16 protein-coding genes and 1 pseudogene are annotated in these 16,300 nt (G+C 41.2%); 6 read left to right on the top strand and 11 right to left on the bottom strand.

Translation table 11 applies throughout. The annotated features are described in order from the left end of the window. Positions 1-75: 75 nt before the first annotated feature. The 8 genes and pseudogenes from ccpC to fadH form a co-directional block, all read right to left on the bottom strand. Positions 76-957, bottom strand: a complete 882-nt coding sequence (ccpC, locus tag JMN17_RS17330; RefSeq protein ID WP_087991026.1) for a transcriptional regulator CcpC — start codon at positions 955-957, stop codon at positions 76-78. 146 nt (positions 958-1,103) lie between these two features. Further along, the gene (gene cbpB, locus JMN17_RS17325; protein WP_010328502.1) at positions 1,104-1,547 is read right to left on the bottom strand and encodes a cyclic-di-AMP-binding protein CbpB; all 444 of its coding nucleotides are present in this window, start codon (positions 1,545-1,547) and stop codon (positions 1,104-1,106) included. A gap of 138 nt (positions 1,548-1,685) precedes the next feature. Further along, positions 1,686-1,883, bottom strand: coding sequence for an AbrB antirepressor AbbA (gene abbA, locus JMN17_RS17320; protein ID WP_010886502.1), 198 nt, complete (start codon positions 1,881-1,883; stop codon positions 1,686-1,688). Positions 1,884-2,016: 133 nt separating this feature from the next. Next, complete coding sequence (locus JMN17_RS17315; RefSeq protein ID WP_087991024.1) at positions 2,017-2,535, bottom strand: ribonuclease H-like YkuK family protein; 519 nt, start codon at positions 2,533-2,535, stop codon at positions 2,017-2,019. A gap of 110 nt (positions 2,536-2,645) precedes the next feature. Then, positions 2,646-2,885, bottom strand: a complete 240-nt coding sequence (locus tag JMN17_RS17310; RefSeq protein WP_003218671.1) for a YkuJ family protein — start codon at positions 2,883-2,885, stop codon at positions 2,646-2,648. Positions 2,886-3,224: 339 nt separating this feature from the next. Further along, positions 3,225-3,424 (bottom strand): annotated as a pseudogene (locus tag JMN17_RS21805) (manganese catalase family protein); the annotation flags it as partial. A gap of 219 nt (positions 3,425-3,643) precedes the next feature. Further along, the gene (locus JMN17_RS17305) at positions 3,644-4,867 is read right to left on the bottom strand and encodes an EAL domain-containing protein (RefSeq protein WP_087991023.1); all 1,224 of its coding nucleotides are present in this window, start codon (positions 4,865-4,867) and stop codon (positions 3,644-3,646) included. Positions 4,868-4,930: 63 nt separating this feature from the next. Beyond that, positions 4,931-5,695 (bottom strand): 2,4-dienoyl-CoA reductase, encoded by a 765-nt coding sequence (fadH, locus tag JMN17_RS17300; RefSeq protein ID WP_087991022.1) that lies wholly within the window; start codon positions 5,693-5,695, stop codon positions 4,931-4,933. Positions 5,696-5,839: 144 nt separating this feature from the next. On the opposite strand from fadH, the gene JMN17_RS17295 reads away from it, so the two are divergent. From JMN17_RS17295 to JMN17_RS17280, 4 genes are all read left to right on the top strand, one after another. Then, positions 5,840-6,700 (top strand): metallophosphoesterase, encoded by an 861-nt coding sequence (locus JMN17_RS17295; protein ID WP_202328615.1) that lies wholly within the window; start codon positions 5,840-5,842, stop codon positions 6,698-6,700. A 57-nt stretch (positions 6,701-6,757) separates the two neighbouring features. Continuing rightward, complete coding sequence (locus tag JMN17_RS17290) at positions 6,758-7,252, top strand: L,D-transpeptidase family protein (RefSeq protein ID WP_087991048.1); 495 nt, start codon at positions 6,758-6,760, stop codon at positions 7,250-7,252. A 75-nt stretch (positions 7,253-7,327) separates the two neighbouring features. Next, on the top strand, positions 7,328-8,620 hold the full coding sequence (locus JMN17_RS17285) for an MFS transporter (protein ID WP_087991020.1): 1,293 nt from the start codon (positions 7,328-7,330) through the stop codon (positions 8,618-8,620). Between the two features lie 136 nt (positions 8,621-8,756). Beyond that, on the top strand, positions 8,757-9,221 hold the full coding sequence (locus tag JMN17_RS17280; protein ID WP_087991019.1) for a YkyB family protein: 465 nt from the start codon (positions 8,757-8,759) through the stop codon (positions 9,219-9,221). Positions 9,222-9,264: 43 nt separating this feature from the next. Here the strand turns inward: JMN17_RS17280 and cheV are convergent, their stop codons facing one another. Beyond that, positions 9,265-10,176 carry a chemotaxis protein CheV gene (cheV, locus tag JMN17_RS17275; RefSeq protein ID WP_087991018.1) on the bottom strand — a complete coding sequence of 304 codons (912 nt, stop codon included), beginning with the start codon at positions 10,174-10,176 and terminating at the stop codon, positions 9,265-9,267. Between the two features lie 206 nt (positions 10,177-10,382). On the opposite strand from cheV, the gene JMN17_RS17270 reads away from it, so the two are divergent. Together JMN17_RS17270 and JMN17_RS17265 are read left to right on the top strand one after the other, a co-directional pair. Then, entirely contained in the window at positions 10,383-10,544 is a 162-nt protein-coding gene (locus tag JMN17_RS17270) for a hypothetical protein (RefSeq protein WP_202328614.1), read from the top strand. 200 nt (positions 10,545-10,744) lie between these two features. After that, positions 10,745-11,926 (top strand): aminotransferase A, encoded by a 1,182-nt coding sequence (locus JMN17_RS17265; RefSeq protein WP_087991016.1) that lies wholly within the window; start codon positions 10,745-10,747, stop codon positions 11,924-11,926. Positions 11,927-11,935: 9 nt separating this feature from the next. Here the strand turns inward: JMN17_RS17265 and kinA are convergent, their stop codons facing one another. Beyond that, a complete protein-coding gene (kinA, locus tag JMN17_RS17260; protein ID WP_202328613.1) occupies positions 11,936-13,756 on the bottom strand; it encodes a sporulation histidine kinase KinA in 1,821 nt (606 codons plus the stop codon). Positions 13,757-13,917: 161 nt separating this feature from the next. Further along, a complete protein-coding gene (locus JMN17_RS17255; RefSeq protein ID WP_202328612.1) occupies positions 13,918-16,035 on the bottom strand; it encodes a peptidoglycan D,D-transpeptidase FtsI family protein in 2,118 nt (705 codons plus the stop codon). Positions 16,036-16,300: the final 265 nt, after the last annotated feature.

Here is a 16,300-nt window from a genome sequence, read left to right as displayed (position 1 = left end):
CATATGTATCACTTTAAATGATAATGATTTTCATTGTCAATATACAAATTAAAAAAGACAGCATATCGCTGTCTTTTAAAATGGATTTTCTTGATCCAACATATCCTTTATGACTTGAACAAAAGCTTGAACTTGCTTCAGCTCAAAGGCAGGTTCATAGCCTAATAGCCATGTATCCCGCCCAATCGGATGCTCTTTTGTGTCTAACAGAGGCATTTTATTGACTTTATCTTCGTTTTGAAGAGTAACTGACGGCAAAATGGCATAACCGATTCCATGCAGCGCCATCTGTTTGCACGTTTCAATCTGATCAACCAATATCGTCTGTTTTGGCGACGTTTTAAATTTTTGATGCCACCAGTGCTGAATTTCCTGAAAATAAGTGCTGTCACTTTTAAACTGGATAAACGGCCGTTCTGTATGGGCAATATCTTCGATGCAGGAAATTTCAGTGTCCACTAAATACAGGTGATCTGTCATTAAGTAATCTTTACGGCCCTTCCACTCAGGGTTTCCTCTTATAATGCCGATATGAACCTGATCCTCATATAAACTTTTCAGCATTTCGCTGCTCCAGCCGGTAATAAGCGAGACCTTTGCGTTCGGGTACTTTTCCACATACGTCTTCAGGACTTTAGGGAGCCAATGCTGGCCGATTATCGAGGCGACAGCAAGCTTCAATGTGCCGTGAATTTCACCTTCGAGCTCATCAATATTTTCTCTTATTCTTTCCTGCTCTAACGTTGCATCATTCGCAAACTGAATGATTTTCTCACCGGCTGGGGTTACCGTTAATCCTTTTTGAGACCGTAAAAAGATTTTTGTGCCCCACGCCTTTTCAATCGTTTGTAAACGCTGAGATAAAGCCGGCTGAGATACAAAAAGCCGATCCGCCGCCTTTCTCATATTTAACTCCTCAGCTAAAACTACGAGCATATGAAGCTCTTGAAGCTGCATGTCGTCCTCCTTTTTATGATCAATAAGTTTTTCTTATCTCCCATTCTAATAAACTCTCTGGGGCTGATTCAAGTCCTTTTCCGGTTTAAAATATGTATGCGCTTTCTTTGTTGCTCTGCCAATATAATGAAAATAGGCCGCAAAGCCTACTTATTCAATGATCGTATGTGTTTATTTAACTCCTTTAATACCACTCTTCTCGTGAAAATCCCTTCAAACACCTGTTCATCATTTTCAACACAGACAAATCCGTTATTAATGACCATGCTGAATCCCTTCATAATTGGATCATTTATATGGAGGCGCGGAATGTCTGTCAGCATAACTTCCTCAACCGTAATCTGGTCAAGCTTTTCAAACTCAATTCGCTCAAGCCCAAAAATGCTGTTCATAATCATATTTGTACCGATTAAACCATGTAAACGATAGGAAGCATCTAGAACCGGGATGGCTGTGTATCCGGTTTTTGTCAACACTAATAACGCGTGCTCAAGGTTGTTGCCGACTTGAACGTGCGCTACTTTGTCCGCCTCAATCATAAATTGTCCGACTGTTGCCTCAAGAAGCTGGTCTGATTGTAAGCTTATCATGTTTTCGACCCCTTTTCATTTTCATCAACAATACATTCCCTATACTACAATAATATAAGCTTTATCAATAATTGTCGAAAAGTTTCCTTTCAATAAAAAAGATACTCTTTATACGAGTATCAATTATAGAGTGCTCCATTAATTTTCAAATCGAAATCGGTCGTATAGTGTTACAAGTTTTTTGTAGGTGGTTCCGTCAACGTTTTTGGTTCCTGTCTCTATATCGTTGATCTCACTGCTTAAAAGCTCGATAGCATACTCATGGTTGATCAGGATATTCAGCAGAAGTTTTTGTTCTTCTTCTGTAAATCGTTCACCGATAAGACTCATTCGCAATCAGGCCCCCTGTTTTATACTGAATACCTCTGAAAGCAAGACAACTTACTTTCAGCTCTACCGCTAGAATAAGTAATCAGAAAACAAACGTCAACCGCATAATTCGACAATTCCCTTGGCTTTTCAGCCGGAATTATTTTGTGAAACGATTTGCATAGCTGAAGGCAGTGTATGAATCCGGTTTAATTTTTGCCTCTATCCCCATGGAAGTGATGCGTCCTGTCATTTCTTGAATCAGTTCTTTTGTAAGCCCTTTTTTCCCAATATCCAAGTGGACCTCAAAGGTAAGATCCGCTCCCTCACCGGTAAAGGGCAGGAGCAGATCGGTAATATCCATTAAGTGTCCATCAAGAATATAAGCGGCCGTTTCTTGGCTGTACGCCGTTTCTAACGAAATCTTCTCCCGAAGGCTATGTATGGGTCTGTCGACTGTATGATTTTTCAAGCAGCCCCAAGCTCCCTTGCCTGTACGATGCAAATGCAATGCGGTAATAAACTTTGTGTAATCGCGGTAAACCTGTGAATCAGTTCCAATAGATAACACATAGGAGGAACGGGGGTCCTTTCGAATAAAGGCTTTAAGCCGTTCCATCACATCTTGAAAGGTCATCTGTGCTTCTGAAAGATTATAAAACAGAAAAGAATCAGCCATGCCGACACTCCTTTTCAAGGATTTACAACCATGAAACAAGTATGTTCCTTATCGTTTATTGCGATTACTTTTTGCAGAAGCGAGAGCTGGTTCCCCCTATTTCAGGAATCTTACTGAAGAAGTTCAAAGATTTCGATGGAAACCATGTCGATATTATCAAACGGATATGTGTTAGGTTTTTCACCTTTTTGGAAAACCGTCAGCTCAAACGTTTGATTTTTTTCGAAATATTTAACACTGCATATTTTCTCACCATTTACTTCGAAATAACGCTGCATTGGCTCGTTAGCCGCTTCCGCTGTTTCTTGCAGACTTTGCAGCCGTGTGATGATACCCATTAATTGTGACATTCTAAAAAAAGACTCCTTTCAAAAAGCAACTTCAAATCAACAAGTATTTATTATAATACAAGTTCTATTGAGCATCATACCATAAAGTCGGACAGGATGGCATTTTCCCTGCTGAATTTAAGAAAAGAAAAAAAGTGAAAAAACTATTTTTAATTAGTTTGAGGCTTTTTTTGAATGTCATGCACACAATTATGATTTTTTTGATATACCCTCAGAATCAAAAAGCCTATTTGCAACTTCCTAAACATTTTCTTTTGATATTCCTGATGCAAATTCCTCCGGCGTTCTCTGAAATCTGAAATCGGCCCGCCCTTTTGGAGTCAACTTCTGGACCCGTCATACTGGAGATACGAGATCGTAAAACAGTTTTTCATGTCTTCTTGCTTCGAAAGTTAAACGACTGGAACATGGAATGATTCAGAGTGGGCATCACGGCGAAATTCTCCGCCTAATAGGCCTTGCACGGCCGCTGCCGCATTGGCATCGGGGTGTTCGGGCGCGGGACCATTTCTGTTCCTCCGGCGTTCAACGTTTTCCACTAGTAAGATTTATTGTTTCAGTGGATTGTCTTATGCTTTGGTAAATAAAAAAAACTTGGCGGGGGTAGCGCCAAGCTTTTTCGGATCTTGATCTGATAGAGGGGTTGGGGAACAGAGAGTAGGTTCTCTCTATAAACAAATGATAATGATTATCAGTATCAATGTCAATCGTTTTTACATATTTTTTTCAATTTAATAAAAAAACGGCCTTTCAGCCGCTTAAATCAACCCATCCTGCTCATATAAATAAGAATAGGGCAAGTCTATAAATAAATACATCTGATCATCCATCGGATACGAAAACGTTCTGATCATTTCACCTGTTTCCAAATCACTGTACAGATCACTGAAAAACCCTTTTCTGAGATTTCTCATTCTCATAATGTTCTCCAGAAAATAAGGACGCCAGCTCCAATTCTTTTCCGCGTATTCCGGCTGGTAAATCCATTCTCCATCTTGTTTAAACACATTTCCCGTCAGCTGATCGCCTTCTTCATCACACATGTAAATTCTAAAGCTGCAATCTGTCAGCTCTTCCGCCAGCTTTTTAATAAAGTCATCATCAGAAGACAGATTGTTTTTTCTTAAAGATGTCACAGCTTGATGCACTCGTTTGTAAAACTGTTCAGAGTGCTCATGGACGGTTTCAAGCTTCTTTTTCTCATGTGTAATAAATTGGTGAAATTCAGTCTTAAGTCTTCGCTTCAATACATCTCTCTCTAGAAACTTTTCAGATGGAGACAACAAGTAATACCCCTGAAAATAGCGGCCTCCGTTTCTCCAAGCGTACTGAAGCTGGAAGTTCGCTTCAATGTCTTCAAACAGCAGCGCCGCACCGATTTTTCTCGCTAATAAAGATATACTGTACAGCACATGCTCATATGACGGTGACGGCTGTGATACTTTCAGCGCCTGCAAATCGATTTTTAACAGATCTGGTGAAAGCAGTGCGATTCTGTCCAGGTTGCTGCTTTCTTTCCCGATGTTATCAACTGCGATTTTAATTCCGTATGTACGATAGTAGGCAAGCATATGGTAGAGCTGTTCCATATCCCCTTCAAAATTGTGCTCCGTAATTTCAAGCACAAAACGATGAAGTTCGATTCCCTTTGCTTCATACTCTTTCAAAAGCTCCAGAAAGCTTTCACCATGATCAAGCATCAGCAGATTGGCATCCTGATTCATAAAAATCAGCAGATCAGAATCCGCCTCTAAAAAGCAGTCAAGAGCTTGGCGGATAATTCTGTTATCAACCTCTAATTTATATTCTTCGGGTATCCCAGCGTCTAAAAAGAAGGGACCGAGACTTTGGATTTCCGAATCTGCCAGAATTCGTCCAAGCACCTCATAACCGATGATCTTCTGTTCCTCGGCACTGAAAATCGCCTGGTAATATGGAAGGACATCATCAATGTTCGTTAAAATATCAAGTGGATCCAACATGTTATCACCTGCTTCTCTATCTTTGTCTGATTATACCACATTGAATCCAAAGATTAATATGCTTTAAAACGGATAAGGATTCAGCCATTGCCCTCCATCCATTGTGATACAATCCCCGTTTATATAAGATGCTTCGTCAGAAAGCAAAAACGCAGCCAAAGCGGCGATTTCCTCCGGTGTGCCCAGCCGGCCGAGCGGTACACTGTTCATGGTACGTGTCATCGCTTTTTCCGATTCAAATAGTTTCTCCGCACCGCCTGTTCGTTCAATAGGACCGGGGGCTATCGCGTTTGTGCGGATTCCGTATTGGCTCCCCCACTCCACGGCCAGCGTTCTTGTCAGTGACAATACCCCTGCTTTGGCTGCAGCGGAATGGACGACCCCCGCCCCCGCTCCCCAAGCGTATGTGGCGGCCATATTTAAAATGACACCCTTCTGCTGCTGTTCGATCCAATGTCTGGCTGCAGCTTGGCTGCAAAAGAATGTGCCGTTTAAAACAATCTCAATAACGGCTTTCCATCCATTTGGCGTCAGCTTTTCTGCCGGGCAAATAAAATTTCCGGCCGCATTGTTAATCAGCGCATCAAGCCGGCCAAAGGTTTTTATCGCTTCTGTCATCATGTCTGAAGCGGCTGAATCAGAACGGACATCCATTTGAAAACAGGCGACCTGCCCCTCAAAGGTTTCAATGTCTCGTTTCGTTTCCTCAAGTGCTTCCTCGTTCCTCCCTGTCACCATAACGTACCAGCCTAATTCAGCCTGTTTTTTTGCCATTGCTTTTCCCATGCCGCTTGACCCGCCGGTAATAATAACCGTCTTTTTTTCCATGTTTCTCCCCCTTTGTCATGAATGAGTGTTCATTCAATATTATTCTATCATTATATGCCTGCCTCTGTCAGTACATGCTCACATGAGATTTTTTCAAGATACAGATGATATAATAGAAAAACTCTATTAAAGGTTGGTTTGAAAATGAAAAAGATGTCCAGAAGGCAATTTTTGAAAGGAACGTTCGGCGCTCTTGCTGCCGGGGCTTTAGCGGCCGGCGGCGGATACGGCTATGCCAGATATCTGGAGCCGCATATGATCGAGACAACCGAACACACAATCAAAAGCTCTCTCATCCCGCACGGATTTGACGGTTTTAAAATCGTGCAGTTTAGTGATACACACTTGAGTGATTCTTTTACTCTTGAAGATTTAAAGACTGTTATCCAGTCAATTAATGAATATAAACCTGATCTCATTGTGTTTACAGGTGATATCATCGATAATCCTGATACGTACCAGCAACACCAGGCAGTTATTCCATTATTGAGAAAACTACATGCGCCCTTTGGCAAGTTTTGTATTTACGGCAATCATGATCACGGAGGCTATGGAACTGCCGTTTACAAAAGCCTGATGACGGCCGGCGGTTTTACGGTATACCGCAATGGGTATGAAACATTGTCGCTTGCAGATGGCAGCGAAATCGAGATTGCGTCACTTGATGACTTAATGCTAGGAAGCCCGGACTATGAAGGCATCCTTTCAAGGCTAAGCGACAGACTTTTTTCTATTCTGCTCGTCCATGAGCCTGATGCAGCGTTAAAAACAACAGGCTATCCGGTGAATCTTCAGCTTTCCGGACATACACACGGCGGCCAGATTCAGCTTCCTTTTTACGGCCCGATTATTACGCCTCCTTATGGAAAGGTCTACACAGAGGGAATGTATCAAACAGGCAGCACTCATATTTACGTAAACCGAGGCCTCGGGATGACCAGACTGCCTTTGCGGTTTCTAGCCAAGCCTGAAATCACTGTCTTTACCTTAAAAAGCGCAAATTAATGTAGCAGGATGGGCTCCTCATCAATACCTATAAGTAAAAAAGAGAGGATGAGGAAACTGCTTACGTACCAAGTAAAGCAAGGTGAAACACTAAACAGCATCGCGGCTGATTTCAGAATCAGCGCCGCTGCATTGCTCAAGGCTAATCCGTCACTGCAGGCAGGGCTCACTGCGGGACAGTCCATTGCCATCCCCGGGCTGCCGGACCCTAATACGATTCCATATCATATATCAGTCTCAATCGGTGCGAAGACCCTTACGCTCTTCCAGAATGATCAAACAATCAAAACCTATCCGATTGCGGTCGGTAAAATACTGACCCAAACACCGACTGGCGAGTTTTATATTATTAATCGGCAGCGCAATCCCGGCGGCCCATTCGGCGCCTATTGGCTAAGCCTTTCTAAGCAGCACTACGGAATACACGGGACGAATAATCCCTCTTCGATTGGCAAGGCTGTCTCTAAAGGCTGCATTCGCATGCATAACAAAGACGTGATCGAACTCGCTTCAATTGTGCCAAACGGAACAAGAGTCACCATTAACCGGTAATGTTTTCTTATTTGTTTCAAAAACAGGCGGTTTATAATATGATAAAGTGGGACCTTTAGGGTAAGGAGCGTTTTTATGGATATATTTAAAAATCGTAATTTTGTTCGTCTATTTTTCGCAGCACTCGCTTCTCAAATGGGCACGACAGTAGGCAACATGGCATTTGCTTTTTTCTTGCTGGACCGCTTCAGCAGCCAGCCTTCATATACGACCTTGGCAGAGCTGATGTATTCTCTCCCGACCGTATTTGTATTTCTGATCGTGGGAGTCGTCGCGGACCGGTTTGACAGAAAAAAGGTAGCGGAAAACTGCGATTGGATTAGAGCAGGCCTGACTGTCGTCCTTTTTTTCACTTTATTTACCGGCAATATTCCTCTTGTTTTCTGTATTTTATTTGTCAGAAGCGCTGTAACAAAGTTTTTCTTTCCGGCAGAAAACAGTTTGGTACAAGCCATTCTGCCGAAGGAGCATTATGCGAAAGCGGCTGGGCTTAATCAGATGCTTTTTAGTATTTTTATGGTGTTCGGAGTCGGAATAGGTGCTTTTATGTACAACACAATCGGCATTGAAGGCGCCATTATTCTCGATTTTGTCAGCTTTATCATTTCCGGGCTCCTGATCCGCAGCTGCCGAATTCCAAAGGAAGCCCGACAGCCAAATGGTGCATTCAGCTGGAGAAAAGCTTCTGTTAAAGATTCAATAAATGATTTTAGGGAAGGCATTCTCTATATTTCAAAAAACAAACTGCTGGCATCTCTGATTTTCGGCTTCTTCATTTTTGGATTTGTCAACGGGGGATTCGCCGTATTGCCGATGTTTACAATGAAATATGGATTGGCGCCTGACCGTTATGAATGGCATACGTCTGTATTTACGATCGCACTCGGTTTTGGGCTGCTGGCGGGAAGTGTTATCGGCACAATCATCTCAAAAAAAGTGAAACCTCACTTTTTAATGTCGATACCGATTTTCATTGCGGGTTTGTTGATTTTCGTCCTCGGCTATACAAATGTTTTATGGGTGTATTACGCGGCATCTTTTGCCCTGGGAATGTGCATCGGACCGGTCAACATTGCTATCGGAGGCTGGATGCCAAAGATTGTTCACCCTAAGCTGATGGGACGTGTAAGCGGCTTGCAGGACCCTTTTATGATGTTTGCACAGTCTCTGACACTCGGCTTAGTTGCGCTGTTATTCCCTAAGTTCGTTTCAAACATTGATTATCTTTATTACGGCATGGGCGTTATCACCTTGATTGTTTTTATTTTTTATTTTGTTGCACTGCCAAAATACAGTGCACAGGCTGTGGAAGTGAACGTTCAAGAAGCATTTCAAGAGCAGCCCAAAAAGAAAGCAAAATCTGTATAATATCTGTATAATATAGGTTATAAATGCGCTTTTTTTCTCAGAAAAAAGCGCATTTTTACAATCAATATTTGCATTTCAACTTTAAAAAAGTATAATCTAATCATATAGAACTTGATAAGAGCAAAGGAGAGAAATAATGGACGACCATGCATATACGAAAGATCTGCAGCCAACCGTAGAAAATCTTTCAAAAGCAGTTTACACAGTGAACCGCCATGCAAAAACCGCCCCCAACCCTAAATACCTATATCTGCTGAAAAAACGGGCTTTACAAAAGCTTGTCAAAGAAGGTAAAGGAAAGAAAATAGGGCTTCATTTTTCAAAAAATCCAAGGTTCAGCCAACAGCAATCGGACGTGCTTATCTCAATCGGAGACTACTATTTTCACATGCCTCCAACTAAAGAAGACTTCGAACATCTTCCGCATTTAGGTACACTTAATCAATCGTACCGAAATCCTAAAGCTCAAATGTCTTTAACAAAGGCGAAACACCTATTGCAAGAATATGTCGGCATGAAAGAAAAGCCGCTTGTGACAAATCGCCAGCAGCCAGCTTATCATAAACCCGTCTTTAAAAAACTCGGCGAGAGTTACTTTTAAAATAAAAACAGCCGTAGCCCCTTCGGGCACCGGCTGTTTTTATTTATTCGATAACATACGTATCCACTTTTTTAATCAAATCACTGATCTCAGGCTTGCTGATTTGCTCATCTGCGCCAACGACTTCTCCGCGGTGGCGCAAATCATCGGTAATTAACGATGAGAAAATCATAACCGGAACTTCTGAGCTTTTCGGATTTTCCTTCAACAGCTTTGTGAGCCTGTGTCCGTCCATTTTTGGCATTTCAATATCAGTGATGATCATATCAATCTGTTCTGATAAATCCGTTTCGTTTTCAGCAAGGTTCATAATGTACTCATAAGCCTCTTTTCCGTTTTCAAACGAAGAAACATTGTTGTACCCTGCTTCTTTTAACTCATCCTGCAAAAGACGCATCAAAAGCGGTGAGTCCTCTACAATGATAAGCTTTTTATCAGCTCTTCTTTGATCGAAGCCCTCGGTATGCATATTGTACGTATCCACACCTGAGTCTGATTCAATGTCATAAATAATTTTTTCATAGTCAGGCAAAAAGATCATCAAGTCTTCGAGCTTAATAATTCCGGTAAGGTGCCGCTCCATTCCTTGATTTAACGATGTCGGCTTTTCAATTGCTTCCCAGGATACTCTGTGAATTTGAGAAACAGAGCCGACATGGAAAACAATTTTCCGTTTATTAAATTCAGTCACGATATATTTCTCGTCTTTTGATCCATCAGGCTCAACTCCAAAAAATGAGAAGAGGCTGATCACAGGGAGAATTTCTCCTCTGATCTTAATCATGCCTTCTACATGCTGATGGGAGTGAGGCACTGTTGTCACCTCGACTGGCTGAATAATTTCCCTTACCTTCATGACGTTAATTCCGAAAGCATTATCGCCCACGCCAAACTTCACAATTTCTAATTCATTTGTACCAGAATCCAATAAAATCTCGTATTGTTGTAACGACACTTCAATCCCTCGCTATTCGCATTCAGTATTGTACTGTATATATCGGCGTAAATTGTAAAAAGTGAATGGCATGGCTCTTCAAAATCGGATTCGGATAGCGTCTTGCCGCGTTTCTTAAAAAAAGAAACTTTTTTCCTAATAACCATTGACTTTCCAACTAGCAGTGATAAAATAGTCAAGGATTTTTCCAAAGAAGGGTGTAAATAATGGGTACCTTAGTAATATTTAAAGTAAATGAAATGACTGTTTTAGAAGATATCAGTGAAGAGACTTACCTGGATATGAAGAAAAAATCAGCTGACCTTCAAGAAGAGCATCCCCCGTATATGATTTGGCACAAAGACCTTCATTTTGATTATGGTTATTAATGAAATCGGCACATATAAACAATAATAGAACATGATACAATAAAGACAATCAAAGCGCTGGTTGTCTTCTTTTTTCTGTAAAGAAAGGTATGTTTAGAAAAAAGGTGCATACAATCGAAATATATCGGCTAAAAAGATGACAAATGGTCAGCTAGTGGTAAAATAGGATAAACTCATTATATTTGTTAAGGTGATGAATTATGGAACATTTGCTGAATCCGAAAGCAAGAGAGATTGAAATTTCAGGAATACGCAAATTCTCAAATCTTGTAGCTCAACACGAAGATGTCATTTCACTTACAATCGGCCAGCCTGATTTTTTTACGCCGCATCATGTGAAAGCTGCCGCAAAAAAAGCCATTGATGAAAACGTGACGTCATATACTCCGAACGCCGGCTATCTTGAGCTGAGACAAGCAGTACAGATTTATATGAAGAAAAAAGCGGATTTCAACTATGATGCTGAATCTGAAATCATCATCACAACAGGCGCAAGTCAAGCCATTGATGCTGCATTCCGGACGATTTTATCGCCCGGTGATGAAGTGATTATGCCAGGCCCGATTTATCCAGGCTATGAACCTATTATCAATTTGTGCGGCGCTAAGCCTGTTATTGTTGATACCAGGTCACACGGCTTTAAGCTTACTGCCCGCCTGATTGAAGATGCTCTGACTCCTAACACCAAGTGTGTCGTGCTTCCTTATCCGTCAAATCCTACCGGTGTGACTTTATCTGATGAAGAGCTGAAAAGCATCGCCGCCCTTTTAAAAGGCAGAAATGTCTTCGTATTGTCTGATGAAATATACAGCGAATTAACATATGACAGACCGCATTACTCCATCGCTACGCATTTGCGGGATCAAACGATTGTCATTAACGGCTTGTCAAAATCACACAGCATGACTGGCTGGAGAATTGGATTTTTATTCGCGCCGAAAAACATCGCAAAGCACATTTTAAAGGTTCATCAATACAATGTGTCATGTGCGTCATCGATTTCTCAAAAAGCCGCGCTTGAAGCTGTGACAAACGGCTTTGACGACGCCCTGATTATGAGGGAACAATACAAAAAACGTCTGGACTATGTGTATGACCGCCTTGTTTCCATGGGACTTGACGTTGTCAAACCGTCAGGCGCGTTTTATATCTTCCCTTCTATTAAATCATTTGGAATGTCTTCATTTGATTTTAGTATGGCTCTTTTGGAGGATGCTGGTGTGGCACTCGTGCCGGGCAGCTCATTCTCAAAGTATGGTGAAGGATATGTGAGACTGTCTTTCGCATACTCGCTGGACACGCTAAGAGAAGGGCTGGACCGCTTAGAAATATTTGTATTAAAAAAACGGGAATCCATGCAGACGATAAACAACGGCGTTTAAGCCGTTGTTTTATTTTTTTGGGAATGAAATTTTAAACGCTGTGCCTTTTTCCGGCTGGCTGTCTACATGGATGACTCCCTGATGATTTTCAATGATATTATATGTAACCATCAGTCCAAGCCCCGTGCCTTTTTCTTTTGTCGTTAAAAATGGTTCTCCAATTCGGTTCAGCACCTTTTCAGGTATGCCTTCCCCTTCATCTTTGACAGTGACATGAACAGAATGCTCATCCTCAGTTATGATAATGTCTACTGTTCCCCCGTCAGGCATTGATTCAACCGCATTTTTAATTAAATTAATGAATACCTGCTTTAATTGATTCTGATCCCCGTTTATATAAATGCTGTCTCTTTCATAGCTGGTTCTGATAAAAATGCCATTCAAATTTGCCTGCGTTTCCAGCAGGGCCGAGACCTCACCTATTAATTTTTTCAGGTTCAAATATTCTTTAACGGCATTTTGCTGGGGTTTCGCCAGCATGAGAAGCTCACTGAGTATTAATTCAATGCGGCTGAGTTCAGAAAACACAATATCAAAGTAATGTTCATTTTCTTCCATTGTCGGTTTCATCAGCTGCAAAAATCCTTTGATCGCTGTCAGCGGGTTGCGGATCTCATGGGCGATTCCCGCCGCGAGCTGCCCTGCGATTGATAATTTTTCCGATTGCAGCATCAATTCTTCTGTTTGTTTTCTCTCAGAAATGTCCCGAAGAATGACTTGGACAGCCGCTTCACCAAAAAAGGTCGTCGGAATGCAGACCATCTCCGTATAAATGACCCTGTTCTGGAAGGTGAACCAGGATTGCTTGACAATTTCTGATTCTGTTTTTTGCTCGGCGATGTTTTGAATTCTCTCTTTTACGTCCTCATGATCGCAAGGGTGCAGCTGATCATATATGTTTTTGCCAATTAAATCCTCATAGGTAGCCGCTTCAAACAGTGAAATTCCCGACTCATTCATAAACACCCATTTTCCATTATGAATCACCGCAATGGTATCGATTGAATTTTGAATGAGCAGCTGATATCGTTCACGGCTTTTTTGCAGGATAGTTTGGAATTTTTTTCTTGAAGAGATATCGATCAGCAGCAGCAGTTCAGCCTGCTGGTTTTTGTAGACGGTCGGGGACGCTTTCACTTCTAAATGAACAGGTGTGCCATCAAGCCTTTTCCACGTCTGTTCAATCATTCCGACTTCCATTCCTTTTTGCATTCGTATAATCCTGTTTTTCACGATATCGTGATATTCTTCTTCAATAAATTCATAGGACCATTTGCCAATAATAGCATCCTTGCTTTTCGCTCCGAGCATTGAAAGCATTGCGCTGTTTGCATAGACGATCTTGCCTTTGACACTGATGCATAGCGGACTCGGGAGATTTTCAACTAACCGCTCATAATCATCCGTTATATATGTAGTCGATTCCGGGCTTGCAGGCTCGATTTCATGTTTTTCGCAGTTTAGGGATTGATGGCCTGTTTCTTCTTCAAGAACTTTCATTTTCAAAATGATTTCCCGTTCTGTCCGCTCAGCTCTTGTCGTAACAATTTCTACCGCAGCCTCCACCCACACAATTGTATGGTCTTTTTTTATAAAACGAAAGGTACACGGCATCAGGTGATGTTCATTATAAAAATAGCTTTCAACTAAAAATTGGTCTTCCTCATGCAGGAACGTTTTGAGGAATGATCCGATCATCTCTCCTTGGAGATAGCCCAAATGCAGTTTGGAGTTGGCAGATATATAAATGATGCGTCCATTAGAGGCCAAGACTGCATGAATATCGGTTTTTGTTTGAAATGGTTTAACATGCTGCGTATCCTGTTCCACAGAATCCCTCCTTTGCATGATCATCTTGTTTCACATATACAGATTGACTTTTACCTAGTATGATTCGCTAGAAAATGAGTATTCTCCTTCTATTCTTATAGTGAACGTCAATTTTTGAATAAATGAAAGGGCGCACAATCTTTCAGATGTGCACCCTCTTTTTACTTTTTATTGTGTTTCTTTTCGAGCTCTGCGTAAGCGTGAATAGCTCTTTTGGCAATGAGTTTGTTAATTGGATCGTGGTCGTTTGCTACAGAAGGTACAACGACACTGAAAGCCACTTTTGGATTTTTCGACGGGTAATAGCCTACAAAAGTTAGGTTATATGTTTTTTTCCCCCACCAATTACGGTTCGTGCCGTAGTAAAATGTTTCCGCTGTTCCTGTTTTTCCAGAAACATCTTCTGTAAACGTATTTTTAGCAGTCCCTGAAGCGGTAACTAATTTCATTCCAGTCTTTACCTGCTGTATATCACTTTCTGTATTGTTAATTTTATTGAGAATGTTTGGCTTTCGTTGTTCAATTGTTTTTCCGAGACCGTCTTTATTGCTGGGCTCATGAACACTTGTAACAATTCTTGGCTGAATACGATAGCCTCCGTTGGCTATGGATGAAATGTACTGCGCCATTTGAAGCGGTGTGTATGTATCGTATTGACCGATTGCCAAGTCTAATATTAATCCCCCTACAGCATCAGGCGTGGTTTGCATACCGGCTGATTCCTGAGGCAGATCAATACCTGTCTTTACACCCAGGCCAAACTGACTGTAATAATTTCTCATTTTATTCAAATCCTTCTGATCAGCAGGCAGAGGTCCATGCGGCTTATATGTTACACCTGCAATGTGCATGGCGACATTAAACATATATACGTTAGAGCTTTTTTGCAAAGCGGTTAATTCATTGATGGTTCCCATGTTGGTATAGGATTTTTTTATGAGATTTGTTCCTAAATACATCGGCCCATCAAAGAAATATTTATAATGCGGAATCCCGTCCTGATAGCCGGCAAGTACAGTCGCACCCTTTACTGCTGAACCCATTTCATATTGGGTTGTGAATGCTCCTATTGCATAATCTTGAACTTTATTTGTTTCTAAATCTATCTTTTTTCCTGCCATCGACAAAATATCGCCGTTATTCGGATCCATCATCACAACAAAGGCCCGGTCAAGCATATAGTTTCCGCGTGCACGGCTGTTTCTCACTTCTTCTTCAATAATTTTTTCTATCTTTGCCTGAAGCTCCATATCGAAAGAAAGCCGTAGATCGTATCCCCTGCTGCCTTTATCAATGGTTTTTTGGCTGACGACATTTCCTTTATTGTCTTCTACGTATTGCACTTTTTCTTTATGGGAATTTAAGTAGTCTTCATATTGATACTCTAAATAACTTTTCCCCACTCTGTCATTATTCGCATAGCCTCTTGTTAAGTAGAAATCTTTCCGGTCGCTCAGCAGGCCCTGTTCAGGTGTTGTGACGCCTCCGAAAACGGAATAGAGGGTTTTGTCATAAGGATATTTTCGTGTCCAATCGTTTACGATGTCAATCCCCGGAAGCTCTTCTAAATGCTCAGAAACAATTGAAATTTCATCATATGTTAAGTCATTTTTTGGTCTTTGGCTGGAGCTTTTCTTCTCATCAAGCAGCGTTCCGTTTTTTCCATTGCTGTTGCTTTCATTTGGGTTCATCGCCTTTACGATTTGAGGTTCGTAAGCATTACCGCTTGAAAACCTTGTATATATCGCTGCGATTTCCATTTCTTCGTCATTTCGCTGAATAGCCTTCAAATCTTCATCCGCAACACGCTCAATTTGGAGCTTGTAAGCCTCAGCCCCTTTTAGATCGCTTTCAGATTCCTTAAGCAGAGCGGCAGCTTTTTTCGGATGGGATGCGATCCAGTAATCACGCAAATCTCTATCCTTCAAAAATTCGGTATCAATATGAATGAAAGCAGCAAGCTTCTTCGCTGTTTTGATTTTATCCTCTGTTTTTGTGCTCGATGTTGATACATACACAATTTCAGGCACGCTCTGGTTATCGACAGCAACTTTCTGATTTCTGTCATACATCTTCCCTCGAGGCGCGGGATAATACGCTGTTTTTGCATTTGCTACCTCAGCGTCTTCTTCATGCTGTTCACCTTCAACAATTTGAACAACGCCAAGCTTAAAGATTAATGCAGTGAATAGAAGAAAGACAGCAAGGAAAAAAAGGTTCATTCTGATCGCTCTGTTTCCTTTGCTCTTTTTCTTTGGTTCACGTCCTATTTCAGTCACTTCTGGTTACCCCTCTCAGATCATTCAATATATTTACATATACTGAGATTAATTGTAACACCTTTGTAATAGTTGTTACAGCAAAAAGGAATAAAAAAAACTGTCAATATAAAAACATATTTAAATTTAACTAACGATTCAAAAAAAAGGAATACATGTAACAGTGTGATAAAACATGATTTGCAGCTGATTCCCTGCTTTTCAAGGATTCAGCACACATTGGTTACAAAAATGACAATCTCTCTTTGTCAAAGGGAAGTGATGG

The organism is Bacillus sp. RHFS10, assembly GCF_016757475.1.
Lineage (GTDB): Bacteria > Bacillota > Bacilli > Bacillales > Bacillaceae > Bacillus > Bacillus subtilis_G.
This window is presented reverse-complemented; position numbering and strand designations above follow the sequence as displayed.